The sequence below is a fragment of the Albidovulum sp. genome (genome assembly GCF_049646345.1).
Taxonomy (GTDB): domain Bacteria; phylum Pseudomonadota; class Alphaproteobacteria; order Rhodobacterales; family Rhodobacteraceae; genus Albidovulum.
In genome coordinates, this window is the sequence record NZ_JBARVQ010000369.1 from 1 (window position 1) to 2,001 (window position 2,001).

Annotated in this window: 2 protein-coding genes; one reads left to right on the forward strand and one right to left on the reverse strand. The window is 59.8% G+C overall.

Annotation, left to right across the window (positions count from 1 at the left end; genetic code table 11):
• A partial coding sequence (locus WBB85_RS09210; protein WP_432638326.1) for a DUF4928 family protein occupies positions 1-727 on the reverse strand: 727 nt, incomplete at its 3' end.
• Here WBB85_RS09210 and istA point away from each other — a divergent pair.
• Positions 721-2,001 (forward strand): IS21 family transposase (istA, locus tag WBB85_RS09215; protein ID WP_432638327.1); only part of this gene is annotated, 1,281 nt, incomplete at its 3' end. The genes WBB85_RS09210 and istA overlap by 7 nt on opposite strands.

The following is a 2,001-nucleotide window of genomic DNA, read 5'->3' on the forward strand; positions in this document are numbered from 1 at the left end:
GGTTTAGCGCGACGAACTGTTCCACCTCAAACACGTCTACCCGCTCACCAATCCCGGCGTTCTCTGACAACACCTCTGCAGCGGTGAGGCCCCGCGCCGTTGTCACGATGATCGGGCGAAAGCCATCGTCCAAATTCTCCTTGCAGCGTTGCACAACGCCTTCACCGGGCGAGGTGGTGACATGCAAGGCCACGTCCCCGATGAAGAAGTCTCCGGCCCGGCCCGACTGTGCGTCGGAAGTGGAGAAACTGTTGTGCTCAAATTGCCCAGCGCCCAAGGCGCAATCCAGCTTCGCCCCGACGAGGTGCTGTAGCACCGCTCCCATGAACTGCATGCCGGGCGTGTTTTTCTGGCGTTCCTCGGCTTGGCTGAGTACGTCCCGAACAAGAACGCGAAGGCTCCGGGAGCCGTCCAGTTTTACCTTGAAGGGCTTCCCAGCGAAGAACTCATGCACCCGCTCTACCCAGAAGCGTTCGATTGCGTCGATGTCCGCAAGCCCTTGTCCATGCAGATCGTTCAGGAGGGCAACGTACTCGCGCATGTTGTCGATACTGCCCCGACTCGTTCTCCCACCCTCAGCGGCGAGCACACGGTCTATGTCGTGGCGTGTTGATTTCCATCCGGAAGTGACCCGGGTAGGGACATAATTTTCATTGAGAAGTGACCCATGTGACACCTTCCCCATGGCTGCTGTCTGCAGGGGATATTGGAGTGATCGACATGGCATTTTTGAGTATTATTCGGCGTTGGGCATTGCGCGAGCATCTGTCCATACGGGAGATCGCGCGACGGACGAAGTTGTCACGCAACACAATCAGGAAGTATTTGCGATCGGGGGTTGTTGAGCCTGAGTTCAGCGTTCCTGAGCGACCCAGCAAACTTGATCCTTTTGCAGCTAAGCTGTCGGGCTGGCTGAAGACCGAGGCCGGGAAGTCGCGCAAGCAGCGGCGAACCTCAAAGCAGTTGCATGATGACTTGGTGAAGCTGGGCTACACCGGGTCCTACGGCCGTGTTGCCGCCTTTGCGCGGGTGTGGCGGGCAGATCGGCAAAAGGAGCAGCAGACGACGGGGCGCGGAACCTTTGTGCCGTTGGTCTTTCAACCGGGTGAGGCCTTCCAGTTTGACTGGAGCGAGGATTTCGCGGTGCTCGGCGGCGAGCGCGCCAAGCTGCAAGTGGCGCATATCAAGCTGTCACATAGCCGGGCGTTTGTGCTGCGAGCCTATCCGTTGCAGACCCATGAGATGCTTTTTGATGCCCATGTGCATGGGTTCCGGGTCTTTGGTGGCGTGCCTTCCCGAGGCATCTACGACAATATGAAGACGGCAGTGGATCGCGTTGGCCGGGGCAAGGACCGGCAGGTCAATGCCCGGTTCCTGGCGATGGCCAGCCACTACGTGTTCGAGCCCGAGTTCTGCAACCCGGCAGCTGGCTGGGAGAAAGGCCAGGTTGAGAAGAATGTGCAGGATTCTCGGCATCGGCTTTGGCAGCCCATGCCAGACTTCCCCGATCTGGGAGCGCTGAACGCCTGGCTGGAGCGGCGCTGCATGGAGTTGTGGCACCAGATCCCTCACGGCGCATTACCCGGCAGCGTGGCCGATGTCTGGGCCGAAGAGCGAGCAACCCTGATGCAACTGCCGCCTGCTTTCGACGGTTTTGTCGAGCACAGCAAGCGTGTCTCACCCACATGTTTGATCAGCTTCGATCGCAATCGCTACAGCGTCCCCGCGTCCTTTGCGAACCGTCCCGTCAGCCTGCGGGTTTACCCCGATCGGTTGGTCGTGGCGGCCGAGGGCAATATCCTGTGCGAACATGTCCGCGTGATCCAGCGCAGCCACAAGCTGCCATCGCAGACGATCTACGATTGGCGGCACTACTTGGCCGTCATTCAGCGCAAGCCCGGTGCATTGCGCAATGGTGCGCCTTTCCTGGAATTACCCCTCGCATTCAGGCAGTTGCAGGAGCACATGCTGCGCAAGCCTGGCGGCGACAGAGAGATGGTC